The sequence below is a fragment of the Aurantiacibacter spongiae genome, from assembly GCF_003815535.1.
GTDB lineage: Bacteria > Pseudomonadota > Alphaproteobacteria > Sphingomonadales > Sphingomonadaceae > Alteraurantiacibacter > Alteraurantiacibacter spongiae.
On record NZ_RPFZ01000001.1, the window covers coordinates 15,735 to 42,633 of the forward strand.

24 protein-coding genes are annotated in these 26,899 nt (G+C 66.2%); 9 read left to right on the plus strand and 15 right to left on the minus strand.

The features are described 5' to 3' along the window. Positions 1-10: 10 nt before the first annotated feature. Positions 11-790 carry a succinate dehydrogenase iron-sulfur subunit gene (locus tag EG799_RS00070; RefSeq protein WP_123877358.1) on the minus strand — a complete coding sequence of 260 codons (780 nt, stop codon included), beginning with the start codon at positions 788-790 and terminating at the stop codon, positions 11-13. 247 nt (positions 791-1,037) lie between these two features. Here EG799_RS00070 and EG799_RS00075 point away from each other — a divergent pair, with 247 nt between their 5' ends. Genes EG799_RS00075 through EG799_RS00085 form a run of 3 tightly spaced genes read left to right on the plus strand, consistent with a single transcriptional unit; the run spans position 1,038 to position 3,112 of the window. Next, positions 1,038-1,754, plus strand: coding sequence for an SDR family NAD(P)-dependent oxidoreductase (locus EG799_RS00075; RefSeq protein WP_234028940.1), 717 nt, complete (start codon positions 1,038-1,040; stop codon positions 1,752-1,754). Between the two features lie 58 nt (positions 1,755-1,812). Then, on the plus strand, positions 1,813-2,448 hold the full coding sequence (locus tag EG799_RS00080; protein WP_123877361.1) for a class I SAM-dependent methyltransferase: 636 nt from the start codon (positions 1,813-1,815) through the stop codon (positions 2,446-2,448). Between the two features lie 10 nt (positions 2,449-2,458). Next, on the plus strand, positions 2,459-3,112 hold the full coding sequence (locus EG799_RS00085; protein WP_123877364.1) for an HAD family hydrolase: 654 nt from the start codon (positions 2,459-2,461) through the stop codon (positions 3,110-3,112). Here the strand turns inward: EG799_RS00085 and EG799_RS00090 are convergent. From EG799_RS00090 to EG799_RS00100, 3 genes are read right to left on the minus strand one after another with little or no spacing between them, the layout of a single operon-like run. Next, positions 3,102-4,262, minus strand: a complete 1,161-nt coding sequence (locus EG799_RS00090) for a hypothetical protein (protein ID WP_123877367.1) — start codon at positions 4,260-4,262, stop codon at positions 3,102-3,104. The genes EG799_RS00085 and EG799_RS00090 overlap by 11 nt on opposite strands. Next, on the minus strand, positions 4,262-5,101 hold the full coding sequence (locus EG799_RS00095) for an NTP transferase domain-containing protein (protein ID WP_234028941.1): 840 nt from the start codon (positions 5,099-5,101) through the stop codon (positions 4,262-4,264). The genes EG799_RS00090 and EG799_RS00095 overlap by 1 nt, the downstream gene beginning before the upstream one ends. Continuing rightward, positions 5,101-7,851 carry an Rne/Rng family ribonuclease gene (locus EG799_RS00100; protein WP_123877370.1) on the minus strand — a complete coding sequence of 917 codons (2,751 nt, stop codon included), beginning with the start codon at positions 7,849-7,851 and terminating at the stop codon, positions 5,101-5,103. Before EG799_RS00100 ends, EG799_RS00095 begins: the two co-directional genes overlap by 1 nt. A gap of 482 nt (positions 7,852-8,333) precedes the next feature. Here EG799_RS00100 and EG799_RS00105 point away from each other — a divergent pair, with 482 nt between their 5' ends. From EG799_RS00105 to prfB, 3 genes are all read left to right on the plus strand, one after another. Further along, positions 8,334-9,206, plus strand: coding sequence for an N-acetylmuramoyl-L-alanine amidase family protein (locus EG799_RS00105; RefSeq protein ID WP_123877373.1), 873 nt, complete (start codon positions 8,334-8,336; stop codon positions 9,204-9,206). Positions 9,207-9,275: 69 nt separating this feature from the next. After that, positions 9,276-11,822 (plus strand): penicillin-binding protein 1A, encoded by a 2,547-nt coding sequence (locus EG799_RS00110; RefSeq protein ID WP_234028942.1) that lies wholly within the window; start codon positions 9,276-9,278, stop codon positions 11,820-11,822. A gap of 69 nt (positions 11,823-11,891) precedes the next feature. Continuing rightward, positions 11,892-13,019 carry a peptide chain release factor 2 gene (gene prfB / locus EG799_RS00115; protein WP_123877376.1) on the plus strand — a complete coding sequence of 376 codons (1,128 nt, stop codon included), beginning with the start codon at positions 11,892-11,894 and terminating at the stop codon, positions 13,017-13,019. Between the two features lie 3 nt (positions 13,020-13,022). On the opposite strand, the gene EG799_RS00120 is transcribed toward prfB, so the two are convergent. After that, positions 13,023-15,155 (minus strand): penicillin acylase family protein, encoded by a 2,133-nt coding sequence (locus EG799_RS00120; protein ID WP_123877379.1) that lies wholly within the window; start codon positions 15,153-15,155, stop codon positions 13,023-13,025. Positions 15,156-15,259: 104 nt separating this feature from the next. Between EG799_RS00120 and EG799_RS00125 the strand changes: the two genes are divergently transcribed. Next, positions 15,260-16,051, plus strand: coding sequence for a class I SAM-dependent methyltransferase (locus EG799_RS00125; RefSeq protein WP_123877382.1), 792 nt, complete (start codon positions 15,260-15,262; stop codon positions 16,049-16,051). After that, positions 16,032-17,438, plus strand: a complete 1,407-nt coding sequence (locus EG799_RS00130) for an NAD(P)H-dependent flavin oxidoreductase (RefSeq protein WP_123877385.1) — start codon at positions 16,032-16,034, stop codon at positions 17,436-17,438. The genes EG799_RS00125 and EG799_RS00130 overlap by 20 nt, the downstream gene beginning before the upstream one ends. 29 nt (positions 17,439-17,467) lie before the next feature. Here EG799_RS00130 and EG799_RS00135 read toward each other — a convergent pair whose 3' ends face one another. Continuing rightward, complete coding sequence (locus tag EG799_RS00135) at positions 17,468-17,659, minus strand: hypothetical protein (protein ID WP_123877388.1); 192 nt, start codon at positions 17,657-17,659, stop codon at positions 17,468-17,470. Positions 17,660-17,769: 110 nt separating this feature from the next. Further along, on the minus strand, positions 17,770-18,384 hold the full coding sequence (gene rpsD, locus EG799_RS00140) for a 30S ribosomal protein S4 (protein ID WP_123877391.1): 615 nt from the start codon (positions 18,382-18,384) through the stop codon (positions 17,770-17,772). A gap of 216 nt (positions 18,385-18,600) precedes the next feature. Here rpsD and EG799_RS00145 point away from each other — a divergent pair, with 216 nt between their 5' ends. Beyond that, positions 18,601-18,912: a chorismate mutase gene (locus EG799_RS00145; RefSeq protein WP_123877394.1), complete on the plus strand. Its 312-nt coding sequence runs from the start codon at positions 18,601-18,603 to the stop codon at positions 18,910-18,912. Positions 18,913-18,922: 10 nt separating this feature from the next. Here EG799_RS00145 and EG799_RS00150 read toward each other — a convergent pair whose 3' ends face one another. The 8 genes from EG799_RS00150 to dnaG form a co-directional block, all read right to left on the minus strand. Beyond that, on the minus strand, positions 18,923-19,660 hold the full coding sequence (locus EG799_RS00150; protein WP_123877397.1) for an RNA methyltransferase: 738 nt from the start codon (positions 19,658-19,660) through the stop codon (positions 18,923-18,925). Next, a complete protein-coding gene (gene nrdR / locus EG799_RS00155) occupies positions 19,650-20,135 on the minus strand; it encodes a transcriptional regulator NrdR (protein ID WP_123877400.1) in 486 nt (161 codons plus the stop codon). Before nrdR ends, EG799_RS00150 begins: the two co-directional genes overlap by 11 nt. Positions 20,136-20,139: 4 nt before the next feature. Further along, complete coding sequence (locus EG799_RS00160) at positions 20,140-20,439, minus strand: hypothetical protein (protein ID WP_123877403.1); 300 nt, start codon at positions 20,437-20,439, stop codon at positions 20,140-20,142. Between the two features lie 69 nt (positions 20,440-20,508). Next, positions 20,509-21,792 (minus strand): serine hydroxymethyltransferase, encoded by a 1,284-nt coding sequence (gene glyA / locus EG799_RS00165; RefSeq protein ID WP_123877406.1) that lies wholly within the window; start codon positions 21,790-21,792, stop codon positions 20,509-20,511. Continuing rightward, positions 21,785-22,237, minus strand: a complete 453-nt coding sequence (gene rpiB, locus EG799_RS00170) for a ribose 5-phosphate isomerase B (RefSeq protein ID WP_123877409.1) — start codon at positions 22,235-22,237, stop codon at positions 21,785-21,787. Before rpiB ends, glyA begins: the two co-directional genes overlap by 8 nt. Positions 22,238-22,299: 62 nt before the next feature. Then, on the minus strand, positions 22,300-22,866 hold the full coding sequence (locus tag EG799_RS00175) for a DUF2059 domain-containing protein (RefSeq protein ID WP_158610963.1): 567 nt from the start codon (positions 22,864-22,866) through the stop codon (positions 22,300-22,302). A 23-nt stretch (positions 22,867-22,889) separates the two neighbouring features. Continuing rightward, positions 22,890-24,926, minus strand: a complete 2,037-nt coding sequence (rpoD, locus tag EG799_RS00180; protein ID WP_123877415.1) for an RNA polymerase sigma factor RpoD — start codon at positions 24,924-24,926, stop codon at positions 22,890-22,892. Between the two features lie 8 nt (positions 24,927-24,934). After that, the gene (gene dnaG / locus EG799_RS00185) at positions 24,935-26,827 is read right to left on the minus strand and encodes a DNA primase (RefSeq protein ID WP_123877418.1); all 1,893 of its coding nucleotides are present in this window, start codon (positions 26,825-26,827) and stop codon (positions 24,935-24,937) included. Between the last annotated feature and the right edge of the window lie 72 nt (positions 26,828-26,899).

The following is a 26,899-nucleotide window of genomic DNA, read 5'->3' on the forward strand; positions in this document are numbered from 1 at the left end:
GGTCATGCAATCAGACTTCGCGCTCGGCCATCATCTTCTTGGTTTCGGCGATGGCCTTCGCCGGCGACAGACCCTTGGGGCAGACGTTGGCGCAGTTCATGATTGTGTGGCAGCGATACAGCCGGAACGGGTCTTCCAAGGCATCGAGCCGCTCGCCGGTCATCTCGTCGCGGCTGTCGGCGAGCCAGCGATACGCCTGGAGCAGGATCGCGGGGCCCAGAAACTTGTCCGAATTCCACCAGTAGCTGGGGCAGGCGGTCGAACAGCAGGCGCACAGGATGCACTCGTAGAGTCCATCGAGCCGCTCCCGCTGCTCGGGCGATTGCAGCCGTTCCGTTCCGGGGTTGGGGGTCACGGTCTGGAGCCAGGGGCGGATACTGGCATATTGCGCGTAGAAATGCGTGAAGTCGGGCACCAGATCCTTCACCACGTCCATATGCGGCAGCGGGGTGATGCGGATCTCGCCCTTCAGATCCTCGATCGCGGTGGTGCAGGCGAGGCCGTTCTTGCCGTTGAGGTTCATCGAGCACGACCCGCAGATCCCCTCTCGGCAGGAGCGGCGGAAGGTCAGCGTCGGGTCGATCTCGTTCTTGATCTTGAACAGCGCGTCGAGCACCATGGGCCCGCACTCGTCGAGATCCACCTCGAACAGGTCGTAGCGCGGGTTCTCCCCGCTGTCGGGGTCGTAGCGGTAGATGCGGAACCGTTTCACGCGCCCCGCGCCCTGCGCCTTGTGGACGCGGCCGTCCTTCTGGATGCGGCTGTTCTTGGGGAGGGTGAAGGTGGCCATGATACTCGCTTCCTTGAACGGGGTTGCCGCCTATCTAGCCATCCTGCAGCCGAGAGCAAGGCGCAGAGGGTGCAAAACGGCGCACCGGCGGCGTTTGCGGGGTAAGGTGTGACAGGTGTGACAGTGTCCGGACAGACAAATCCGGCGGCGCCCGTAATCGTGTCGCGAGGGCGGGGCGGGAAGGGCGGATTGGCAGGGTCATGACAGCGCGCTAGGCTCGAACGGCGCGGTAGGAAAGGCGGTCGGCTTGGACTGGACGAAAGCGGCGATCTTCGGGGCGAGCGGCGGGATCGGCGCGGCGCTTTCGGCCGCCCTGGTTGCGCGGGGAACGCCGGTTCTGGCGGGATCGCGCTCCGGCAAACCGGCGGCGGCGGACGGCGCCACACCCTTTCGCTTCGATCTGGAGGACGAGGACGGCATCGCAGCCGCCGTGGAGCCGTGGCGGGACGATCCGCCCGATCTCGTCATCGTCGCGACCGGGGTGCTGACCCTGGCGGACGGTACCGGGCCGGAGCGGTCGCTGAAACAGCTCGATCCGGCGGCGATGGCCCGCGTGTTCCGCCTCAACACGATCGGTCCGGCCATCATCGCCAAGCACCTGCTGCCGATGCTGGCGCGCGATCGGCCGGCGACCTTCGCCGCGCTTAGTGCCCGCGTCGGTTCGATCGGCGACAACCGCATCGGCGGATGGCATTCCTACCGCGCCAGCAAGGCCGCGCTGAACATGCTGGTGCGCAATTTCGCCATCGAGATGCGCCGCACGCACAGGCTGGCCTGCGTCGTTGGCCTGCATCCCGGCACCGTGGATACGCCGCTGTCCGAACCCTTTCAGGCGAACCTTCCCGCAGGCCAGCTTACGCCGCGCCGGGATGCGGCGGCCAACCTGCTCCGCGTGCTGGGCGCGCTGACCTCCGAGGACAGCGGCGAGATATTCGACTGGAGGGGCGAGCGGATCGCACCGTAGCGGGCTATGCAAATGCGTCCCATGCGTTACCATCGCCGCGGGCCGACGGGGGATGGCGATGGGATTGCAGCGCTGGTATGACGAAACGATCCTGCCGCGGCTCGTCACCCTGGCGTGCAGTCACGACGACATCGCCGATCTGCGCCGCGAGGTCGTGCCCCACGCCCGGGGACGGGTGCTGGAAATCGGCGTGGGCGGAGGACTGAACCAGCCCTTTTACAACAGCGAGGCAATCACGTCCTTCGCCGGGATCGACCCCAATCCCACCCTGCTGGGAGCAGCGCGTCGCCGGGCCGGGGCGAATGGCTGGACGAGCGACATACGCGGCGGCAGGGCGGAAGACATCCCGTTCCCCGATGGCGGTTTCGACACGGTGGTCTGCACCTTCACGCTGTGCTCGGTCGACGATCACGCGGGGGCGCTGGCGGAAATGCGCCGCGTGCTCGATCCGGCGGGCAGGCTCCTGTTCCTCGAACACGGGCGCGCCCCGGACCCCGCTCTGCAACGATGGCAGGACCGGATCGAGCCGGTGTGGAAGCGCCTGGCCGGCAATTGCCACCTGACCCGCGAGATCGGACCGGCGCTGCGCCGCGCGGGGTTCGAGGTGGAACCGCTGGGACGTACCTATCTGGAAGGGGCACCGCGCTGGGCGGGGTGGGTGGAATGGGGTGCGGCGCGCCGGGCGGGCGTGTAGGCGATCCCCCATGTCCGATATCCACCGGCGGATCGCGGTCTATGATCTCGACCGCACATTGACCGCCGCACCGACCTTCACCCCCTTTCTGCACTTCGCCGCGCGCCGCATCGCGCCCTGGCGCGTGCTGCTATCGCCGGCATGGTTCGCACTGATGATCGCCTACCGCGCCGGCCTGATGGATCGCACGACCTTGAAGCGCCGCGGAATGCGGCTGATGACGGGGACAGTCTCGAAAGAGGACTTGCGCCGGATCGGCCGGGAGTTCGCGGCCACGCGCGCGTTTCATCCGCTTGCGATACGCGAGGTCGAGAGCGACCTGGCAGGCGGCGCGCGGGTGATCGTCGCGACGGCGGCCTTCGATTTCTACGCGCGGGGAATCGCGGCCCGCCTTGGTCTGGAGGACGTCATCGCGACCCGCTGGGACGGGCAGGGCATACCCGGTGGCAATTGCTACGGCGCGGAAAAGCTGCGCAGGGTGCGGGCGTGGCTTGCAGAACAGGGCCTTTCGCGAACCGAAGTCCATGTCCGCGCGGTCAGCGACAGCTTCGCCGATGCTCCATTGCTCGACTGGGCGGACGAGGCGTGGTTCGTCACCGCGAAAGGGGCGCAGGGGAGGCGGGCCGAAGCGCGCGGGTGGCGCGCGGTGGATTTCAGCTGCTGACCGCCTCTGCGATGACGTCCGCCGCGCGTTCGGCCGATGGCCGGTCGGCGAGGTCGATCGTGTAAGCGAACAGCTCTTCCTGCCGCGCCCGGTACCGCGCGCCGACATCCTTCATCCGGGGCAGCGCCGCGACCAATTCGTCGACCGAACGCGCGACCGGTCCTGTCTCCCAGAACAGGTGGCGCCCCTCGTCCCCCGGTTTCGGTGCGTCCCGGCAATCGAGGAAGAAGCAGGGGCGGGGCCGGGCCAGAAATTCGTAGACCTGGCTCGACACGTCCCCGACATAGGCATCCGCGCCAAGCGTGTATGTCATGTCGAACAGCGCCGGACTGTCGGTATCGATCAGGATGTTGGACGCCGCACGGGCCTCCGCCGGAATACCGGGTCGCCGCTTCGCCTCGCGATATTCGGGGGAGACGTGCAATTCCTTGCGGAACAGCATGACGTGCGGAGCGAATACGCAGTTGAAGCGCTGCCCCGCGTCGCTGGCGAACCAGCGCAGCAGATCGGGTCCGCAGGCGTACCAGCTCGACAGATGCGGATCGAAATGCGGGTTATAGACGACGGTCGGGCGATCGTTGTCGAACAGGCGCGGCCTTGCCGACAGGTCGATCCCGTCGAACTTGGGATACCCGATTACCTTGATGCGCTCTTTCGGCACGCCGATTTCGGTGAGCTGGTCCACCACCTTCGGCCCCGCCACCAGCGACAGGTCGAAGCGGCGGTAATCGGGATGCGCGGCGACGCTGCGATCGCCCGCGCCGTGCGGGATCTTGGCGAAGAGCGGGGTGTGCCGGGGCGACAGATGCTTCTTCACCTTGAGACAGGTGCGCTCGGTCGAAACGACGATGGCGACGCTTTCGAACAGGTCGGCGTGGGCGCGCAGGCGCAGAACGCGACTGGCGGGCATGATCCGGTCGAGCGGTGCCGCGATCAGCCGCGCCCATCCCGGCAGGTCGAGCATTTCCCAGCGCAAGCGGGCGCTCGCAGCGCCCAGATGGCGTTCCACCGCGGCACGGGCCTCGGGGGTTCCGCAGGCGATCAGCGTCTCGATCTGCGGATACAGGCGCGCGGTGGCGCCGGCGACGTCGGCGAGGTGGGCGATCTGGTGCTGTGCGTCGTGATTGAACAGGAACAGCGCGCGCGCCATCACTCCCTCGCCTGGGCGCGGCGCATCATGATCTTTTCGATCAGCACGATGTCGTCCGGCTTGTCCGCATCGATGCAGGCTTCCGCGCGGGACAAGGGCACGACCTTCGCCCCCAGTCCGAAGCGGCGCCCGGCGCGCGTGGCGAAATCGTGGATCGAGAGGAGGCGCAGGCCGGCCCCGACCAGCAGAGCGGGACCGAACAGGCCGATGACGGCTCGCCCCTTCTTGCGCTGCTGCTCGACCCGGCCCCATTCCTCGATCAGCGGCAGGGTATGCCGGCCGCCGAGCAGGAACAGGTTGGCCCCCGACCACGCGCCACCCCGGAACTTGAGCCACGTCCGCTGCGCGCCGATCCCCGCACGCGCCAGGGCGGAGCGTTCGACTGCGCCGACGGCGAGATCGGCATCGCCGGCACCGTCCAGGAACTCGCCCAGGATATCGGACGTCAGCAGGACGTTGTCTGCGGTCGTCACCAGCAACGGTCCTTCGGCATCGCGCACCGCCTGCGCCACGGTCGCAGCGAGGCTGTCGCTCGAACTGCGCCACTCGACCCGGGCGGCCAGGCAGTTGATCGCCGGGTCGGAACGCAGCGCGGCAATATCCTGCGCCGCGACGGTGACCGGGCCGAGGCCCTGCGCCGCCAGAACGGCGCGCAGCACATGCGTCAGCATCGGCTTGCCCGCTATCGGCAACAGGGCCTTGGTCGGGACCGGCGAACCTTTCAGCAACGGATCCCCGCCCGGCCGCGTGCCGGCCAGCACCAGTACGGCGCAGGGCGGCAAGCGGGCGGGGGTCTGCGCGCCATCGGCCATCGGAACCGCTTTCGCGGGTGCAGACATCAGTTGCCGAAGGTGCGCTGCCACCAGCCGCGACGCGCCGAGCCGTCACCCTCGCCTGCACCATCGTCGGCGGAAGCCCCCGCGGCGGCGTTCGCATCATTGGCCGCCGGCGCCGGATGGCGGGAACCGGATGGCGCATCGGTTTCCGTCTCCGGCGCCGATGCCTTGGGTTCGGCCTTCTTGCGGGGCTTGCGTCTGGGCTTCTCGGTCGGCTTTTCCTCGCTCGCCTGCTCGTCGGCAGCGCCTTCGGCCTGGTCGTCCCCGGACTTGTCGGCGGCGGCGGTGTCGGCGTCGGACTTCTTGCGAGCGCGGCCGCGGCGCTTGGGCTTCTCCTCCTGCGCGGGTTCGGGTTCGGCTTCGGCTTCGGAGACCTCGGCCTCGTGCGTCACTGCGTCGTCGTCGGAAGCGACCTTCTTGCGGGCACGCGAGCGCCGGGCCTTGGGCTTGTCCGCCTTCGTCTCCTTCGCCTCCTTCGCCTCCTCGGCGTCGCCATGGCCTTCGTCGCTCTCACCGTCGTCGCTGGCATCGGTTTGCGAATCGCCGGCCTCGTCCGACTGCTGATCCGCGTCGGAACGCTTGCGTCCCCGTCCGCGCCCGCCGCGGCGACCGCGACGCCGCTTGGGCTTGTCCTCGTCATCCTCGTCCTGCTCGCCGCTCTCGTCGGGCGCATCGGTGTCCGGCCCGTCGTTCTCGTCCGCATCGTCGTCCTGCTGACGGTTCCGGTTGCGACCACGACCGCCGCGCCGGCGACGGCGCTTGCGGCGGGAACCGCCCTCGTTGTCGCCGTCATCGTCTTGGCTGTCCGAGGTTTCCTCGTCTTCGGTGTCGTCCCCATCCTCGTCACCGTCCTCGTCGTCGACGATCGGATCGAACCGGGGCGCCTGGGCGGGCTTGGGACCGGAGGAGGTGACGCGCATCTTGGCGCCCTCGTCCTCACCCTCGGGCTGGACCTCCACCGTCACGCCATAGCGCTGCTCGATCTCGGCAAGGTCCGCGCGCTTGGTGTTGAGCAGATACACCGCCGCCTCGGTCGAGGCGTAGAGCGTGATCGTCGTGCCCTTGCCCTTGGCCGCCTCGTCCTCGATCTGGCGCAGCGCGGACAGGCCCGCGCTCGACGCCGTGCGCACCAGGCCCGTGCCGTCGCAATGCGGACATTCGCGGGTGGAGGCTTCCAGCACCCCGGTGCGCAGACGCTGGCGGCTCATCTCCATCAGGCCGAAACCGGAGATCCGGCCCACCTGGATACGCGCGCGGTCGTTCTTCAGCGCGTCCTTCATGCACCGCTCGACCTTGCGGGTATTGGAGTTGTGCTCCATGTCGATGAAGTCGATCACCACCAGGCCCGCCATGTCGCGCAGGCGCAGTTGCCGGGCGATTTCCTTGGCGGCTTCCAGATTGGTGTGAAGCGCGGTCTGCTCGATCCCGTGCTCCTTGGTGGAACGGCCGGAGTTGATGTCGATCGACACCAGCGCCTCGGTCGGGTTGATGACCAGGTAGCCACCCGATTTCAGCTGCACGACCGGCTCGTACATGGCCGAAAGCTGGTCCTCCGCGCCGTAGCGCTGGAACAGCGGCACCGGGTCGTTATACGCCTTCACGCGGCGGGCGTGGCTCGGCATCAGCAGCTTCATGAACTGCTTGGCCGCCTTGTAGCCTTCCTCGCCCTCGACGATGACCTCCTCGATCTCGCGATTGTAGATGTCGCGGATGGCGCGCTTGATGAGGTCGGAATCGGAATGAATGACGCTGGGAGCGCTCGATTTCAGCGTCCGTTCGCGGATCTCGTCCCACAGGCGCGCGAGGTAGTCGAAGTCGCGCTTGATCTCCGCCTTGTTGCGCGACAGGCCGGCGGTCCGCACGATCAGGCCCATCGTCCTGGGCAGAGACAGGTCGCTGACGATCTGCTTGAGCCGCTTGCGGTCCGATCCGCTGGAAATCTTGCGCGAAATGCCGCCGCCGTGGCTGGAATTGGGCATCAGCACGCAGTAGCGGCCCGCGAGGCTGAGATAGGTGGTGAGCGCGGCGCCCTTGTTGCCGCGCTCCTCCTTCACGACCTGGACGAGCAACACCTGGCGGCGCTGGATGACGTCCTGTATCTTGTAGCGACGCCGCAGCGCCTGGCGCTTGGCGCGCACCTCGTCCATTTCCTTGGCGCGCGATCCGCCGCCCTTCTTCTGGTTGCGACCGCCCTGTCGGCGCCCGCGTCCGCGACCCTTGCCGCGACCACCGGACCTGCCCGGTTCGGAATCGGAATCGCTGTCGTCGTCTTCGTCGTCGTCGTCGTCCTCGTCGTCCTCGGAGGAGCCATCGACATGGCCGTCCTCGATGGTGGCGACATCCTTCTTCTCCGACGTGTCGATTTCCTCGACGCCGGCCTCGTCGTCATCGTCGTCGCCATCGAGCGGATCGAGACCGTCCTCGTCCTCGTCCTCCTCGTTGCGAAGCGCCGCCTCTTCTTCGGCGGCGGCCTGTTCCTCGGCCAGCAGCGCCTGCCGGTCGGAAGCCGGAATCTGATAATAGTCGGGGTGAATCTCGCTGAAGGCGAGGAAGCCGTGACGGTTGCCGCCGAAATCCACGAACGCCGCCTGCAGCGACGGTTCGACGCGAGTGACCTTGGCTAGATAGATATTGCCCTTGATCTGCTTGTGATCGGCAGATTCGAAATCGAATTCCTCAATCCGGTTTCCCTTGAGCACCGCCACCCGCGTTTCTTCCGGGTGGCGCGCATCGATGAGCATGCGCGTTGCCATTGATTGTTCTCCGGGCAGCACGCCACCGTGCGGCTGACCTTGCGGGGTCGCCGGGCGGAGCGGACTGCCGATATGTGTGAAACCCCGCGCTTTCGCGCCGGGAGGGAATGATCGCCCCGCCATCGGCCGCTGCTACGGCAATGCTGGCGGGTGAGCGAAACGTGTCTGTCGCGATGAAAGGGCGCAGGGTTTCCTTCTGCGCGTCAAGCCCGGCGCCCCATACGCGCCCCGCAAGGTGCGTTTCGGCTGGCTGGCTTGTGCTTTGCATTACGGCATCAACCTGTACGTATGGACACCGCGACCGGCAACGAGAGCCGGCAGCGTGCCGTCTGAACGCGAACTGCGTCGACGGCGCATCAGCTAGCATTTGGGGAAAGTCTCGGCAACCTTGTTGCGCAACCGGGTAAATTATCCTTCACCATGACGCTCCGCCAGCGCCGCGCGTTCGCGCGGGCCGGGATGCGCCCTTGCAGGAGTTCGCGGTGTCTGATCGCGTTCAGATCGGATTGTTGTTCCTCTTCCCGGTGCTGCTGGTCTCGGCGCTCTACGCCGTCGGCGCGGCGATCCCCGTGCCGCTGCTGGGGCGCGATTACGTCATTCGCATTCCGCTCGATGGTGATAGCGAGGCGATCGGTCTGCCGGACATCGCCGGACCCGACGATCCCTCGCGCCCGCTGGTGGTGATCGATGCCGGGCACGGCGGCCCCGATCCGGGCGCCGTGGGCGAGGGCACGCGCGAGAAGACCATCGTGCTCGGGCTTGCCAGGGCGCTGCGCGACGAATTGCTGGCCGATGGCGGCATACGGGTGGCGATGACGCGCGAGGACGACAGCTTCGTGGTGCTGAGCGAGCGCGTCGACATCGCCCGCCAGCTCGGCGCCGACCTGTTCCTCTCGATCCACGCCGATTCCGCCGGCGATCTCGACGGGGTACAGGGGGCGAGCATCTACACCTTGTCCGACACGGCATCGAGCGAGGCCGCCGCCCGCTTCGCCGAACGGGAGAACGAGGCGGACATCGTCAACGGCCTCGATCTGTCGGGGCGGGGCGAGGCGGTCAACGCCATCCTCGTCGAATTGTCGCAGCGCCGCACCTCGGAAAATTCCGCCGGGTTCGCCGCGCTGATCGAGCGGGAGGGCGAGGGTGCGCTGCAGTTTCATCCGCAGGCGCGCCGTTCCGCCGCGCTTGCCGTGCTGCGCGCGCCCGACGTTCCTTCCGTGCTGTTCGAGGCGGGTTTCGTCACCAATGCAGAGGAAGCGAGGGCGCTCGCCTCCCCGCAGGGCCGCGAAGCCTTCGCGCAGGTGATGGCCAGGGCCATTCGCATCTTCTTCGCCCGCCGCGCCGCCGGCGGCTGAGGGCCAGATGATCGGGCGCATTCATTGTAGCGCCAGACAGATATGGCATGTAAGGCACCTGCCACACCTATGAGCGATTTGGACGATACACCGGCCCGCGGCGGCGTGATGCGCCGCACGAGAGACGCGACCTCCGTCATGGGGGAGCGGTGGCGCGCGCTGTGGCAGGGGCACAAGTGGTTCCGCCGCGCCTTCTGGCTGATCTTCGCCGGCATCATCGCGTTCCTCGCGGGATGGACCTGGCTGGCGAAGGATCTGCCCGACGCCGAAACGCTGCTCGATTACGAGCCGAACCTGCCTTCCGTCGTGCGCGGGATCGACGGCGAGATCGTCCATCGCTACGAGCGCGAGCGGCGCGTGGCCTTGCAGTACAAGGATCTGCCGCCCCAGCTAGTCAACGCCTACACCTCGGCGGAGGACGAGACGTTCTGGAGCCACGGCGGCATCGACGCGACCGGCTTCGTCAACGCGGTGTTCGACTACGTCACCAAGATCGGTTCGGGCCAGCGCGCGGTGGGCGGTTCCACCATCACCCAGCAGGTCGCCAAGAACCTGCTGGTCGGCAACGAATATTCGGTGACGCGCAAGCTGAAGGAGATGATCCTCGCCACGCGCATCGAGGATGTGCTGTCGAAACGCCAGATCATCACGCTCTACCTCAACGAGATTCCGCTGGGCCGCCGCTCCTTCGGCGTGCAGGCGGCGGCGCGGGCCTATTTCGACAAGGATGTGGGCGACCTCGATCTTCAGGAAATGGCCTATCTTGCCATCCTGCCCAAGGCGCCCGAGACATACAGCCGGCAAGCCCATTACGACCAGGCCCTCGTGCGCCGGAACATCGTTCTCGGCCAGATGGAAGAGAATGGCCATATCACGGCGGCGCAGCGCGACGCGGCGCAGGCCGCCCCGCTCGGTATCGTGGAAGGCAGGCGGGAAGAGCGCAGCGCGGATGCGGGCTATTTCCTCGAGGAAGTGCGCCGCCAGCTCATCGACCAGTTCGGCGAGGAATCCGAGGATGGGCGCAATTCGGTCTATGCGGGCGGATTGTGGGTGCGCACCTCGCTCGACACCGAATTGCAGGATGCGGCCCGCGATTCCCTGCGCGACGCCCTGCTTCGCTATCAGGGCAATCGCGGGTGGAAAGAACCGATCGCCAACATCAACCCGGACAATGGCGATCTCAAGCAGCAGCTCGCCAGTTCCTATCTGTCGATAAGCTACAAGGACTGGCGCATCGCCGTGGTGACGGCACGAGGCGGAGACAACGCCACGGTCGGCTTCGCCAACGGCGACGAAGGCCCGCTCTCCGTCATCCCCGACGCGCTGAAGGTCGGCGACGTGATCGCCGTTTCCCCCAGCGGCAATGGCTGGCGCACGCGTACCGTGCCCGAGGTTTCCGGCGGCTTCGTCGCCATGAACCCGCAGCGTGGCAGGGTGATGGCGATGCAGGGGGGCTTCGATTCGCGGCTCGGCGATTTCAACCGCGCGACGCAGGCGAAGCGGCAGCCCGGCTCCACCATCAAGCCGTTCGTCTACGCTACCGGTCTGGACAACGGGATGACGCCCGCGACGCTCGTGCCCGACCGCCAGTATTGCTACTATCAGGGTGCCAATCTGGGGGAGAAGTGCTTCACCAATTTCGGCGGATCGCGCGGGGGCGGCGAATACCCGATGCGCTACGGCCTCGAACAGTCGAAGAACCTGATGACAGTCCACATCGCGATGGATGCGGGGATGGAAAACGTCATCCGCACGTTCGAGAACGTCGGCATCGTCGACAAGGGAACCTACGAACCCTATCCCGCCTATGCGCTGGGTGCGGGCGACACGACGGTGCTGCGCATGGTGAACGCCTATTCGATGCTGGTGAACCAGGGCAAGCTCAACACTCCCACGCTGATCGACTACGTGCAGGATCGCGACGGCAACGTGATCTACCGCGCCGACAAGCGCGATTGCGAGGGGTGCAACATGGACGAGTGGGATGGCCAGCCGATGCCGCGCTTCGGCCGGCAGGGCCGCCAGGTGATGGACGCGCGGACCGCCTACCAGACGGTTCACATGCTCGAAGGCGTGGTCCAGCGTGGCACGGCGGTGCGCCTTCGCCCGCTCGGCCTGCCGCTGTTCGGCAAGACGGGAACCAGTTCCGGCCCGACCAACGCCTGGTTCGTGGGCGGATCGCCAGACCTGGTGGCCGGCACCTATGTCGGGTTCGACCAGCCGCGCAACATGGGCGGTTACATCCAGGGCGGCAACACCGCCGCGCCGATCTTCAAGCAGTTCGTCGAAGAGACCCGCGACCACTGGAGCGGGCGGCCGTTCCTCGCACCAGAAGGTGTGCGCATGGTGCGGATCGACCGCCGTTCGGGCCGCCGGGTGCTCGACGGCTGGCCGACCAACGAACCCACCGCCGCGATCATCTGGGAGGCGTTCAAGCCCGACACCGAACCGCGCCGCAGCCAGCGCTCCGACGAGATCGACGCCATGCGCGAGACGATCATGGCGCAGCTCCGCCGCCGCGCCCGCGGGCCGGCCCGCTCCGCGCCCCGGCGCGAGCAGGCACAGAGCGAAAGCCCGCCCGAGGATTTCGTGGCCGAGCAGGGCGGGGTCTACTGACGCCGCCGGCACTTTCACCGCGTGCCGCGCTGCGCTAGGCGCGCACCGAACCAATCTGGAGAACTACCCATGCGTGCCGAGGGGCAGGCCCATATCGACCGTATCGAGGCGGCGCTCGCGCTGGTCAGGCGTTCGCTCGACTGGGAGCACGCGCTGCGCCGGCTCGACGAGCTGGAGGCGCGTGTTCAGGATCCCGACCTGTGGAACGATCCAAAGCAGGCGCAGGCGATCACCCGCGAGCACAAGCAGCTCAAGGACGCGATCGGCACGGTCAACGAGATTTCCGGCGAGATGGCCGACGCCACCGAATTCGTCGAAATGGGCGAGGCCGAGGGCGATGACGAGGTCGTCGCCGAAGGTCTCTCCAGCCTCGAGGCGCTGGCCGTGCGGGCGGACCGCGACAAGGTGAATGCGCTCCTGTCGGGGGAGGCGGACGCCAACGACACCTATCTCGAGATCCATGCCGGGGCGGGCGGCACGGAAAGCCAGGACTGGGCCGAGATGCTGCTGCGCATGTATGCGCGCTGGGCCGAACGGCGCGGTTTCAAGGTCGAGACGGTCGAATACCAGGCGGGCGAGGCGGCGGGCATCAAGTCCGCCACCCTGCTCATCAAGGGCGAGAACGCCTATGGCTATGCCAAGACCGAGAGCGGCGTGCATCGCCTGGTGCGGATCAGCCCCTATGACAGTTCGGCGCGGCGGCACACCTCGTTCTCGAGCGTCTGGGTCTATCCGGTGATCGACGACGACATCAATATCGAGATCAACGAAGGCGATCTGAAGATCGATACCTACCGGGCGTCGGGCGCCGGTGGCCAGCACGTCAACACCACCGATTCCGCCGTCCGCATCACCCACCAGCCCACCGGGATCGTCGTCGCCAGCCAGAACGACCGCAGCCAGCACAAGAACCGGGCGACCGCGATGAACATGCTCAAGGCCCGCCTGTTCGAACGCGAGATGGCCGAGCGCGAGGCGGCGGCTGCGGGCGAATATCAGGAAAAGACGGAGATCGGATGGGGCCACCAGATCCGCAGCTATGTCCTCCAGCCGTACCAGATGGTGAAGGATTTGCGCACCGGAACGACCTCGACCGCGCCCGGTGACGTTCTTGATGGGGAGATCGACGACTTCATCGCCGCCGCCCTCGCGCAGCGGGTGACGGGCGAGACGGTCGAGGTGGAGGACGTGGAGTAGCGGCTACTCGCTATCCAGCACCTCGCCATAGACCGCCGCCTTGCGCATCGCCTCGGGCGTGAAGTTCACATCGCGCAGCGCGCCTTGGGCATACAGTTCGTACTGGCTCGCGACCGCCGCGGGCCGATGCTCAAAATTGCCATAGGGAAGCAGCGCCCGCGCGCGGGGCGTATCGGCGAATTCGATCGCCGCGACCCAGCCCGTGCCGCCGTAGAAACCGGGTGCGAGCGGACTGGACGAGAAATCGAAGTTCCCGACACGGAACGCGCCCAGCGCACCCAGGCCAAGATCGGTGGGCAATGCATCGCCCTCGTCGTTCTCGACCTGCGCCACCGCCCCCCAGGGCAGCGTGAGCGGTACGCCAGCGGCATCGGCGCGCTGCACGGTCCGGACCAGCGCGTCCACCGCGGCGGGTTCGGCGGCGTCGGCGATGCCGTGGCTCCAGCTTTCCGGGTCCGCGAAGGTCCAGTCGCGCTCGTATTCGAAGCGGCCCGACTGCAGCGCGGAAAGCGCCCACAGCGTGAACAGAACCGCCCCCTCGCTGTCGGCATCGGTGCGCCGGTTCCACGCCCCCAGCACGTCGGCGGCCCGTGTCGCTTCCGCTCGCCCGTCACGCCGGGCCGCCGCGATCAGATCGTCGAGCACGTTGTCGGCAAAGGTCAGCTTTGTGTCATGCGCATAGGCGATCAGCTCGTCGAAGGAGATCGACTGGTCGGACAGCAGCATCTGCAACCCGTGCTGGGGCCGCGCGCGCATGTCGGGCTGCACGAAGTCCGCCGGATAGTCCGCCGGGTCGAGCGCGATGGGATAGGTGGCGGTAAAGCCCGGCTCGTTCGAGTTCTGGACGAAGCCGCCCGCCGGATCCACCACGCGCAGCAGGCGTTCGTAGGGCAGGTAGTCGGTCCACAGGGTCGCGGCGGTTCCACCGTCAACGACGCCCGCCCAGTAGGCGGCATCGCCCGATGCGCGAACCGGATGCAGCCCGCCGGAAACGTAGAGAATCTCGCCCGAATCGTCAGCGTAGATCGTGTTGAACATCGGGTTCTGAAGGCGCGACAGGGCTGCCTCGAACTCCTCGCGTCCGTCGGCCTCGGCCATCTGCGTGTATTGGGCAAAGGTGTTCGCGTATGCGGGGTCGTTCAGCCCGGCGACGCGCAGGGCGTAGGCGTGGGTTTCGTCGCGGGCGACGACGGGGCCGTGGACCGTCCGCAGGATCGGGATCTGCCGCTGCTTCATGCTCCCATCGGGCTGCGCCACCTCGAGCACGTGCCCGGACACCTCGAAATCCCGGTCTTCCCCGTCGAAAACATATCCGCCGTCCGGCGTCAGATCGACCACGTAGGTATCGGCATTATCGAGCGTGTTGACCGTGTGGGTCCAGCCCAGATGGCGATTGAAGGCGATGGTCGCCTGCGGCTGCCCGAGCAGGGCCACGCCATAGACGTTCTCGCCGTCGGCGAGGGTATGGCTCTCGAACCAGGTAAATACGCCGTCCCACGGAAGGTGCGGGTTCATCAGCAACATCGCATTCCCGTTCTGAGAGCGCGAGGGAGCGATGGCCCAGCCGTTCGACCCGCGATCGTCCTCCCCCGGCGACGGTTGAAGCCGTTGGGCACGCCGCAATTCATTGCCCGCAACGAAAGTGAGGTAGATCGTGCGGTTGGCGTGGGCGACCACGTCTTCGGCCGTCACCGGCAGGCCGCGTCCGCGTTCGGCGGAAAGCGCATGAGGGTAGACGGCGAAGAAGGCATTGATGCCCGCGACATAGGCGTCGATCCGCTCGCGTTCCTCCGGCTCGAGTGCGGCCATGAGGTGGGGGAGCGCATCGGGCAGCCCCGATGTCCAGACCACGGTATCGGACTGGACGTAATCCTCCCCCCACAGGCTCGCCGCCGTGCCGCGCCCCTGCACCAGTAGCTCGATCAACTGGTCGGGCCGCCCGCGCGCTTGCGCCCACCCTTGCGCGAAGGCGGCATCGACGGAACTTGCCGCATCGATATGCGCGACGCCCCAGCCATCCCAGTAGATCGCAGGATGTCCCCTGTCGGCCGCCTCGTCCCAGTCGCTGGACTGCGCCTGCGCTGCGCCCGAAAGCAGGGTTGCGAAGGCGGCGACGGCGATGGATGCGGTTTTCATGGGCAATTCTCCTCGTCGGTCCGATGCCCAAATGGCGGCATGCCCGCAAGCGCTGCGCGACAAGTCCCTTTGCCTTCCCCGCCCGGCAAGCTAGAGGCAGGGGCATGAGGAGAGGGATCGCATCCGGCATAGCGGCGAGCCTCGCCGCGGCGTGCGTGCTGGCCGCCTGCAACCAGCCCGCCAGCGACAGGTCGGCCTCCTCGCAGGATTTCCCGCGCGCCTACCGCCCGGTCTCCAGCCTCGGTTCCAATGCTTTTTCCACAGAAGAGGCCCGCGACAACCGGCGCGAGGCGGTCACGGTCATGGACCAGGCGCGCATCACACGGGGCATGACGGTTGCCGATATCGGCGCGGGCGAGGGCTATTACACCGTCCGCCTGGCCGAACGGGTGGGCGAGGACGGCCGCGTGCTGGCGCAGGACATCGACGAGGACGCGCTGCGCCGCCTGGGAGACCGGGTGGAGCGCGAACGGCTCGACAACGTCTCCATCATCCTGGGCAATCAGGACGACCCGCGCCTGCCCGCAGACAGCTTCGACCGCATATTCCTCGTCCACATGTATCACGAGGTCGCCGAACCCTACGCCTTCCTCTGGCGCATGCGGCCGGCCTTGCGGCCCGGCGGGCAGGTGATCGTGGTTGACGTGGACCGGCCGGCGGACCAGCACGGCATCGATCCGCAACTGCTGTTTTGCGAATTCGAGCGGGTAGGCTATCGCCTTGTGGAATTCGTCCGCAAACCCGAGATAGCGGGCTATTACGCACAATTCGAAGTGGCCGGGGAGCGCCCGGACGCCAAGGACATAGAGCCCTGCATGCAGCCGGGCGACGATACGGAGCTGACGCGCACGGGCGCGGGCTCGACTGGGGAAGACAATGGCATTCAAGGGTCTTGAACCGATCAGGTACGGCGGGCGTGAGGTCTGGCCGCTGATCGAAGGCGGCAAGGGCGTTTCGGCGACCAATCACGCAAGCTCCGGCGCATGGGCGGCGGCGGGCGGCATCGGCACGGTCAGCGCGGTCAACGCCGACAGTTACGACGCCGAGGGCAAGATCGTGCCGCAGGTCTACGACCAGCTGACCCGCAAGGAACGTCACGAGCAGCTGATCGAATACGCCATCGACGGCGCAAGCGAACAGGTGAAGCGCGCCTACGAGATGTCCGACGGGAAGGGCGCCATCAACATCAACGTGCTGTGGGAAATGGGCGGTGCCCAGGCGGTGCTCGAAGGCGTGCTCGAACGCACGAAAGGCATGGTGGCGGGCGTCACCTGCGGTGCCGGGATGCCATACAAGCTCGCCGAGATCGCCCAGCGCTACAACGTCCACTACCTGCCGATAATCAGTTCGGCGCGCGCGTTTCGCGCGCTGTGGAAGCGGTCGTATCACAAGGTCGCGGACCTGATGGCGGCGGTAGTGTACGAGGATCCCTGGCTGGCGGGCGGGCATAACGGCCTGTCCAACGCCGAAGATCCGAAGAACCCCGAAGACCCCTATCCCCGCGTGGCGACCTTGCGCGATACGATGCGCAAGGAAGGCGTGTCAGAAGACGTGCCGATCGTGATGGCCGGCGGAGTCTGGTATCTGCGCGAGTGGAACGACTGGATCGACAATCCGGAACTCGGCAAGATCGCCTTCCAGTTCGGCACGCGCCCCCTGCTGACCGAGGAAAGCCCCATTCCGCAGGGGTGGAAGGACGCGCTGCGCGAGATCGAGCCGGGCGACGTGCTGCTCCACAAGTTCAGCCCGACCGGCTTCTATTCCAGCGCGGTCAAGAACGATTTCCTGTGGGATCTCATCCACCGGTCCGAAAGGCAGATACCCTATTCCAAGGTCGAGGCGGGCGAACACACGGTACAGCTCGACGTCGGCGTCAAGGGCAAGAACTTCTGGGTCCATCCCAAGGATCTCGGGCGGGCGCGCGAATGGGTTGCCGCCGGCTATACCGAGGCGCTCAAGACGCCGGACGACACCGTCGTCTTCGTCACCCCGGACAAGCGCGCCATCATCCGCAAGGATCAGGCCGATTGCATGGGTTGCCTGTCGCATTGCGGTTTCTCGTCGTGGAAGGACCATGACGACTATACCACCGGCAGGCTGGCCGACCCGCGCAGCTTCTGCATCCAGAAGACGCTGCAGGACATCGCCCACGGCGCGCCGGTGGAGGACAATCTGATGTTTGCCGGCCACGCCGCCTACCGCTTCCGCGAAGACCCGTTCTACTCGAACAACTTCACGCCGACCGTGAAACAGCTGGTGGACCGCATCCTGACCGGCGACTGACAACGCCGGCGCCGCCGCTCGATCTTCGGTCAGGCGGCCCGGTCGGGCTGGCCGGAGGCGGGCTTGCCGCGAATTTCCAGCACGGTCCCGCGATAGGGCACGAATTCACCGCTCGAATCGAGAAAGCCCGCCCCGATCGCGTTGGCGAAACTCTGCGCATCGCACAGGCGATCGTACCACTTGCCCGTGCGGTTGGCGGTGATGAAGCGGTATTGCTGCATGGTGCAGTCAAAATCCGCGAGATGCCCCCGCGGTTCCCCGCCAAACCTTTGTTATGAAACAAAAAGGGCGACCCGCAGGCCGCCCTTCGCATGGTGCGTTTCGTCGCCGCTCAGCGCGAATAGAACTCGACCACGAGGTTCGGTTCCATCAGCACCGGATAGGGCACCTCGTCGAGCGTGGGCACGCGCGTGAAGCTGACCTTGTCGGTGCCGTCGGGCGCGACGTAATCGGGAATCTCCCGCTCCGGCAGGCTCTGCGCTTCGATCACGAGAGCCATTTCCCTGGCCTTGTCACCCAGGCTGATGACATCGCCGACGTCGCAGCGGCGGCTGGCGATGTTGCACTTGACGCCGTTGACGCGGATGTGGCCGTGGCTCACGATCTGGCGGGCGGCGAAAATCGTCGGCGCGAACTTGGCGCGATAGACGATCATGTCCAGGCGCCGTTCCAGCAAGCCGATCAGGTTCTGACCGGTATCGCCCTTCATGGCGGCCGCTTCCTTGTAGGTGCGACGGAACTGCTTCTCGGTGACGTCGCCGTAATAGCCCTTGAGCTTCTGCTTGGCGCGCAGCTGCAGGCCGAAATCGGACATCTTGCCCTTGCGGCGCTGGCCGTGCTGACCGGGGCCGTAGGAACGCTTGTTGACCGGGGAGTTGGGGCGACCCCAGATGTTTTCGCCCATCCGGCGGTCGAGCTTGTGCTTGGCGCTCGTGCGCTTCGTCATATCGTGTCCTTCAATCTGCTGGACCGCCTTCCCGCCCGACCATCGGACGCGAACCGGCCTTCGAACCCGGCATCGCACCGTCGGGACATTGCTCCACGACGCGGCCACCGCTTCACCGGGGTGCGGGGCCAAAATCTAGCGAAGGCGCGCATTTAGCGGGCCGGCGCGCGAAGTCAAGGCTTGGCAAAACCGGGTGCGCCGGGCAGGGGCAGCGCCATGACAACCCGGATCACTATGCCCGACGATTGCGAGACGATGACCGAGGTGCGCGAGGGCGTGGATCAGACTGACCGCGATCTGCTCGCGCTGCTCGAACGGCGTTACGGCTACATGCGCGCCGCCGCGCGGATCAAGCAGGATCGTGGCACCGTTCGCGACGAGCGGCGCAAGGCGCAGGTCATCGAAGCGATGCGGGATGGCGCGGCGCGCGCGGGACTGCCCGCGCATGACATCGCCGGACTTTGGGATATGCTGGTCGAAAGCTCGATCGCCTACGAACTGGCGGCGTGGGACCGCCTTCGCCGCTGACCGGACAGGGTCACTCTGAGCGCGGTTCGCGCTCCAGGGTGGAGAGAACGCCGCGCAGGGTCCGCACTTCGAGGTGGTTCCAGCCCGGCTTGGTCAGGACACTTCGCAGCGTCCGGCGGGTCGATGCCGCGCGGGACTCGGGCAGGAAATAGCCGCGCGGTTCCAGCATCCGGGCGAGGTGATCGACCAGGCCGTCCAGCTCGGCCTGCGGGGCGGGCGGCAGCAGGTTCTCCGCCGTCGGCACGGAAAGATCGGCTCCTTTCGACAGTTCGTAAGCCACCAGGATCACCGCCTGCGCGAGATTGAGCGAGCCGAATTCGGGATTGATCGGCGCTGTGACAATGGTGCGGGCCAGCGCGACGTCCTCCGTTTCGAGACCCGAGCGTTCCGGCCCGAACAGGAAGGCGCTGCGCCCCGCTTGCCGCGGTACCTCGCGCGCGGCGGCCTCGGGCGTCAGCACAGGCTTTGTCACGCCCCGCTTGCGAACCGTGGTGGCATAGACATGCGCGCAGTCGGCCACAGCGTCCGCAGTGCTTTCGAACACCCGTGCCTGTTCGAGCACGCTGTCCGCGCCCGAGGCGGCGGGGCCGGCGGCGGGGTTGGGCCAGCCATCGCGCGGGGCGACGAGGCGCATGTCGGTAAGCCCGAAATTCAGCATCGCGCGCGCGGCCTTGCCGATGTTCTCCCCCAGCTGCGGTCGCACCAGGACGATCGCGGGCCGTTCGCCCGCCTCGCGATCAATCCCCATTGCCGCTTCCGGCCGTCTGCACCGTGCTGGCGAATTCCTGGAAATCGCGCGCTTCGGAGAAATCGCGATAGACCGATGCGAAGCGGATATAGGCGACCGGGTCGAGCTGACGCAGACCTTCCATCACCATCTCGCCGATGCGGGTGGAGCTGATCTCGCTCTCGCCGGTCGTCTCCACCTGGCGCTGTATGCCCGAAACGAGCTGGTCGATCCGCTCCTGCTCCACGCCGCGCTTGCGGCAGGCGAGGGCTACGGAGCGTTCGATCTTGGACCTGTCGAAGGCTTCGCGGCGCGCACCGCTTCCGTCCGCGTCGGATTTGACCACGGTGACTTCGCGCAACTGCACGCGCTCGAATGTCGTGAACCGCGCTCCGCAACCCTCGCACTGGCGACGGCGGCGGATCGCGGTATTGTCCTCGGTAGGGCGCGAGTCCTTTACCTGGCTGTTGTCGTTGGCACAGTAAGGACAGCGCATGACGTCAGTCGGGTCGCACGCGCTTGTAGAAGGCGTAGCCCGCGCCGGCGGCCAGGCCCAGCGGCAGCGTGACGAAGGGCAGGATCGCGCCGGCCACCGCACCGATGGCGGCACCCTTCAAGACAGGCTTGGTGCTGGGATGCGCCATGCCTTCGCTGGCCATTGCGCGTGCCTCGCGCGTGGCGTCGCCCACGAGGTTGCGATCCCCGTAAGCGCGCCGGGTAGGCTTCACCGTCTCGTCCGTCGCCGTCATCGGCGGGGTGCGGGCGGAATCGGTGATGGGGGTGGTGTCGATGTCGCTCATGAGAAATCGTCTTTCGATAAGGATGGGATATGCCGGATCAGCGCATTCCCGCCCCTTTCGTTCCGCGATTCAGCGCCCCGGATAGACCGGGTGGGCCGCGCACAACTCGCTGACCTCGCGGCGAACCCGTTCTTCAACCTGCGCATCGCCCTCTTCGCCGTTGCGGCTCATCCCGTCCACGACGTCTCCTATCAGCTTGCCGATCGTGCGGAATTCTTCCGTCCCGAAGCCGCGGGTCGTTCCCGCCGGTGTGCCGAGACGGATACCGCTGGTGACGAAGGGGCTTCGCGTGTCGAAGGGAATACCGTTCTTGTTGCAGGTCAGCCAGGCCCGGTCGAGCCCCTTTTCCGCAGCCTTGCCTGTCACATCCTTGGGGGTGAGATCGACCAGCATAGAGTGGTTGTCCGTTCCGCCCGACACGATGCGCAATCCGTTCTCTTCCAGGCTCTCGGCGAGCGCCCGGGCATTGGCGACCACGTTCGCCGCATATTGCCGGAATTCCGGTCGCAAGGCCTCGCGGAAGGCGACGGCCTTGGCAGCGACGATATGCATCAGCGGGCCGCCCTGCATGCCGGGAAAGACCGCCATGTTGATCGGCTTCGACAGCTCCTCGTCGTTCCACAGTATGACGCCCGAACGCGGACCGCGCAGGCTCTTGTGCGTGGTGGTGGTGACGACGTGGGCGTGGGGGAAGGGGCTGGGATGCGCGCCGCCGGCGACGAGACCGGAAATATGGCTCATGTCGACCATCAGCCAGGCGCCGACCTCGTCCGCCACCCGGCGAAAGGCCGCCCAGTCCCACTCGCGAGAATAGGCCGTGCCCCCGGCGATGATGAGCTTGGGCCGGTGCTCCTTCGCGGTCGCCATCACCGCGTCCATGTCGATCAGCTCGTCGTCCCGCCGCACGCCGTAGGCGACGGGGTTGAACCACTTGCCGCTCATGTTCACGGGCGATCCGTGCGTCAGATGACCGCCCGAATTGAGGTCCAGCCCCATGAAGGTGTCCCCCGGTTGCAGGAGCGCCAGGAACACCGCCTGGTTCATCTGGCTTCCCGAATTGGGCTGCACGTTGGCGAACTGACAGCCGAACAGGTCCTTCGCCCGTTCGATCGCCAGCGTCTCGACGACATCGGCGTAGTCGCAACCGCCGTAATAGCGCTTTCCCGGATAGCCTTCGGCATACTTGTTGGTGAAGACGCTGCCCGCCGCCTCCAGCACGGCGGTAGAGGCGATGTTCTCGCTGGCGATCAGCTCGATCTTGGTCTGCTGGCGCTCGAGTTCGTCGCGGCAGGCCTGATAGACCTCCGGATCGGCCTGTTCGAGCGTGTCGTTCCAGAAGCGGTTGTCAATCATGGTTATCTCGGACGTCGGGGTTGGACAACTGGTCGACCCGGCGCTGGTGCCGGTCGCCAAGGAATTCGGTTTCGAGAAAGGCGGAGAGGCAGGCCTTCGCCATTTCCAACCCCGTCAGTCGTGCCCCCATCGCGATGACATTGGCGTCGTTGTGCGACCGGGCGAGTTCTGCGGAAAGCGGTTCGGATACCAGTGCGCTGCGGCAGGCGGGGTTGCGGTTGACGGCAATCGAAATCCCGATGCCGCTGCCGCACAGCGCCACGCCGCGCTCGGCCGTTCCATCGGCGATCACGGAGGCAAGCCTGTAGCCGAACAGGGGATAATCGACACTGTCGGTCGTATCCGGACCGAGATCGGCCACCTCGTGTCCCTGCTCCATCATCCATTCGCGCAATTGCGCCTTCAGGTCGACGGCGGCGTGATCGGATACGATGGCTATCTTCATGGCGCCCGCTCTTAGGCAATGGGCGGCAACGGCGCCACCCTCGAAAATGGTCTGTCGTCAGCCTATTGCGAAGCGTCCGACTGGCGTTCCTGCATGATCCGGGTGACGTCGGCGCGCAGCTGGTCCTGCAAGGCCGGAACGCCCTCCATGTAATCGTTCATGTAGGCCTGGTTCGCCTCGGCGAAGGCGGGGTGGCTGTTGATTTCCATCGACCGCGCGAGAAACCCGTGGCCCGCCGGCGAGGTTACGAAAGCGTGCAGACCCTCGAGTTCCGCGCGCGTGAAGGTGTCCGCATAGGCCAGCGCCATGCTGTCCATGAGCGGGCCGAGGTGATCCTCCAGCGTCCGGCGGGAGAGCGCGATCACCCTTTCCCGGTGCCGTTCGAGCGCCGCCGCCAGCTTCGGATCGTCCCGCAGTCCCGCGGCGGTGTTTAGCATCTGCGCGGTCAGCTGGTCGACGAAGCCGGTAAACAGGTCCATCCGCGTTTCCGGCGGAAAGCCGTTGTCGATGATCTCACGCGCCAGCCCGAGCTCGGTCGGCGGTGCGCGCTCTGCTTCCTGCGCGCAGGCGGCGAACGGCATCGCCGCGATCAGGGCGGCACCGGCGATGGCGGTTCGTATCGCGCGCATGTTTCCTGCCCCCGGCATGATGGCTACTGATCGAGGAAGGAGCGCATCTTGCGGCTGCGGCTCGGGTGCTTCAATTTCCTCAACGCCTTTGCCTCGATCTGGCGGATACGTTCGCGGGTCACGCTGAACTGCTGGCCGACCTCCTCCAGCGTGTGATCGGTGTTCATGCCGATGCCGAAGCGCATGCGCAGCACGCGCTCCTCGCGCGGGGTGAGGCTCGCGAGCACGCGGGTGACGGTTTCCTTGAGGTTGGACTGGATCGCCGCATCGACGGGGATGATGGCGTTCTTGTCCTCGATGAAATCGCCGAGGTGCGAATCCTCTTCGTCGCCGATCGGCGTTTCGAGGCTGATCGGCTCCTTGGCGATCTTCATCACCTTGCGCACCTTTTCCAGCGGCATGGAAAGACGCTCGGCCATTTCCTCGGGCGTGGGCTCGCGGCCCTGCTCGTGCAGGAACTGGCGGCTGGTGCGCACCAGCTTGTTGATCGTCTCGATCATGTGCACCGGGATGCGGATGGTGCGCGCCTGGTCGGCGATCGAGCGGGTGATCGCCTGGCGGATCCACCACGTCGCATAGGTGGAGAACTTGTAGCCGCGGCGATACTCGAACTTGTCGACCGCCTTCATCAGGCCGATATTGCCCTCCTGGATCAGGTCCAGGAATTGCAGCCCGCGATTGGTGTATTTCTTGGCGATGGAGATCACCAGCCGCAAATTCGCCTCGACCATCTCCTTCTTCGCAATGCGCGCCTCGCGCTCGCCCTTCTGCACCATGTTCACGATGCGGCGGAATTCGACCAGGCTCATGCCCGTCTGGCTGGCGATATCGGCGATCTCGGCGCGGATGCGTTCGACCGCATCGCCTTCGTTCTCCGCGAAGGCCGCCCACTTCTTGTCCTTCTTCGCATTGGCGGCGAGCCAGGCGTCGTCCAGCTCGTTACCGACATAGGCGTCGAGGAAGTCGCGGCGCTTGACCTTGTGCCGCTCGGCCAGCCGCAGCATCTGCCCGCCCAATGCCGTCAGCCGGCGGTTGAACGCGTAGAGATTGTCGACCAGATATTCGATCTTGGTCGCATGGAACTGCACGCTCTCGACCTCGGCGGTCAGCTCGTCGCGCAGCTTTTCGTACCGATCTTCCTTGGCCTTCGGAAAGTCCTCGCCCGAGGCGAGCACGTCCACGCGTTCGGCCTGCAGTTTCTCGAACTTCTTGAACAGGTCGGTGATGCGGGCGAAGCGTTCGAGCGCGTCTGGCTTCAGCGCCGCTTCCATCTGGGCGAGGGACATGGTGTTGTCTTCCTCGTCGTCGTCGTCGCGGCGCTTGGACGAACCTTCCTCGCCGTCCTCGTCGTCCTCGCCGTTGTCGCCCTCGTCCCCATCCTCGTCATCGTCATCGTCGCGGATGGTGGGGCCGGCGGTTTCCTCGGAGATTTCGCCATCGTCGTCGTCCTCGGCGCCTTCCTCCATCTTGTCAACGGGCGGCTCCTTGGACAGCATGGCATCGAGATCGAGGATCTCGCGCAGCTGCATCTCCCCCTCGTTGAGGGCCTCCGACCACATGATGATGGCATGGAAGGTGATCGGGCTTTCGCACAGACCGATGATCATCGTGTCGCGGCCCGCCTCGATGCGCTTGGCGATGGCGATCTCGCCCTCGCGGCTGAGCAGTTCGACCGCGCCCATCTCGCGCAGGTACATGCGGACAGGATCGTCCGTACGTTCGCCGGTGCCGGTGGTCTTCTTCTTCTCGGGGACGTTCTGCTTGGGCGTCTCGGCCTGCGATTCAGAACCGGTGGGCGCGATCTCCTCCGGACCGTCGTCATCCTCCTGCGCTTCCTCGTCGCTCTCGACGATCTGCACGCCCATGTCGGACAGCGCGGTCTGGATATCCTCGATCTGGTCGGCGCTCATCTGATCGGAGGGCAGCGCCTCGTTCAGCTCGTCATAGGTGACGTAGCCCTTGCGCTTGGCCTTCGCGATCATCTTCTTGATCGAGGCTTCGTTGAGGTCGATCAGGGGCGCGTCTTCGTTCGCCTTCTTGGTCTTGGCCTTGCTCGCCATAGATGCAGTCAATCCGTTTCCCGTTCGTCGCCCGCCGCCTCTTGCGCGCCGGACGATGAACCAAATGTGTCATGAGCCGGAGCGGCCCGTTTGCGTGCCATCTGCCCGAGTCGCAACTCTATTTCCAGCTTTCGTTTCCGCAACCTCTGCTGCTCGGCGAAAGCGCCTTCCGGATCATCTGCGAAACGGGCGGTGGCCGCGACGATAGCCGCCTCCAGCGCCGGCCTCTCGACCAGCAGGGACACGGCTTCGGCCAGATCCTCCCTCGCGTCGTCCGGATCTGAACCTTCGACGAGGAAGGAGAAACGGGCTTTATCCGGCGGCGGCGGCAGGATGCCTGCATGCGATATGGGCGATCCGGCAGCGTCTTCAAGCGTTTCGGCACGTTCCAGCAGATAATCGACCGCTTCTACCAGTTGCGGATCGCCAGACGCCAGCTTCAGCAAGCTGTCGGCATGTCGGTGAATCTCGTGCGGAAACCGAGCAAGACCATTCAGGACCGCTGCGGTCAACTTCCTTAAATTGTCGTCTCTATTGACAACGCGTTGCAGAACTGGGGTCAGTTTTCGCGTAAGTGCCTCGGTTTTGCGGAAGATTGCTTTTCGATTATCCTGCTGTTTCCGAAAGTGATCGCTATGCGATCTGCGTAATGCGAAAAATCTGGTTAGAAACCTTTCTTCAAGATGCTTCCTTTGAAATCGGTCCGAGATACCTTCGCCATGCCCGAGAAGCCGTGCCTTCAGATCGGAAAAACTATCGGTCGAGTTCAACTCTGATCTCGCGACTTCAAACTCCCATATGAAATCCTCTAGCGTTTTAGCGTCTCTAATTAGGTTCTCCATCGCGCTAGAACCCCGCTGACTAACCAGATCGTCCGGGTCCATCCCGGCGGGCAGGGTCGCGATCCGCAGCGAATGACCGGGGCGCAGCAGCGGGAGGGTCCGTTCCGCCGCGCGCATCGCGGCGCGCCGGCCGGCCTGATCGCCGTCGAGGCACAGGACCGGCTTGTCCGCCATCCGCCATAAAAGCTCGATCTGCTGTTCGGTGAGCGCCGTACCCATGGGCGCGACCGCATCCTCTATCCCGGCGGCGGCCAGTGCGATCACGTCCATGTAGCCCTCGACCACCACGACCCGGCCCGTCTTGCGCGAGGCGGCGGCGGCGCGGTGAATGTTGTAGAGCGTACGCCCCTTGTCGAAGAGCGGCGTGTCGGGACTGTTCAGGTATTTGGCAACGCCCTCGCGGTCTTCCAGGATGCGCCCCCCGAACGCGATCACCCGCTCGCGCGCATCCTGGATGGGCAGCATGACGCGGCCGCGGAAGCGCGCGTAGGGCAGCTTGTCCTCGACCTTTATCAGCAGGCCCGCCTCGATCAGCAGCGCATCGTCGAAATCGCCCAGCGCCTTGCGCATGGCCTGCCGGTCGTCGGGCGCGAAGCCGAAGCCGAACCGTTCTATCGTGCGCGGATCGAAGCCGCGACGATCGAGATAGGCGCGGGCCGCCTCGCCGGCGGGAGAGCGCAACTGACCTGCGAACCACCCCTGTGCGGCCTGCATAACGTCATGCAGCGTGGCGCGCTGCTCGGCCTTTTTCGCCGCGCGCGGATCGGGGGCGGGGACGTCCATGCCCGCTTGTGCCGCCAGCTCCTTGACGGCATCCATGAATTCCAGACCGCGCTGCTCCATCAGCCAGTCGATCGCGCCGCCATGCGCCTGGCAGCCGAAGCAGTGGTAGAACCCCTTCTGGTCGTTGACCGTGAAGCTGGGCGTCGCCTCGTTATGGAACGGACAGCAGGCTTTCCACTCCCGCCCGGCGCGCTGCAGCTTGGTGGTGCGGTTGATCAGCGTGGAGAGCGTGATCCGGCTCTTCAGCTCGTCCAGCCATTGGGGGGAGAGGGCCATGATCTACCAACCTGAGCGACGATGCGCGGCAAACTCCGCTTTCGCGGGCGGAACCAAACCGATCGTGCGGCA